This window comes from Salifodinibacter halophilus (genome assembly GCA_012999515.1).
GTDB lineage: Bacteria > Pseudomonadota > Gammaproteobacteria > Nevskiales > Salinisphaeraceae > Salifodinibacter > Salifodinibacter halophilus.
This window is the reverse complement of record JABEEB010000503.1, coordinates 1-249: the sequence shown is the minus strand read 5'-3', so window position 1 is coordinate 249 and position 249 is coordinate 1. Positions and strand designations below refer to the sequence as shown.

General features: G+C 73.9%; 1 protein-coding gene. It reads right to left on the bottom strand.

The window, feature by feature from the left end; translation table 11 throughout:
* Positions 1-249 (bottom strand): iron dicitrate transport regulator FecR (locus tag HKX41_12625; protein NNC24979.1); only part of this gene is annotated, 249 nt, incomplete at both ends.

The window sequence follows — 249 nt, the reverse complement described above, 5'->3', positions numbered from 1 at the left end:
TTTCCAGCAGCAGTTCGCTCTGGCGCCAGCCGCCGACGCCGTCGGCGGACACGTCGCCCAAGCGGACCACGCGGCCGTCTTCGCCATAGGCCGCGCGCTGGCCGGCATCGAGATAGGTCCAGCCGCCGTCCGCGGCGGCGACACGCACGCGGCCCTGGCTCACCGCGGTTTCGATGCGCCCGTCCTCGTCGGCGACCGCGAACGCGGTGGAAATGTCCTCGACCACGCCGTCGCCGGCCGCGACCGCGA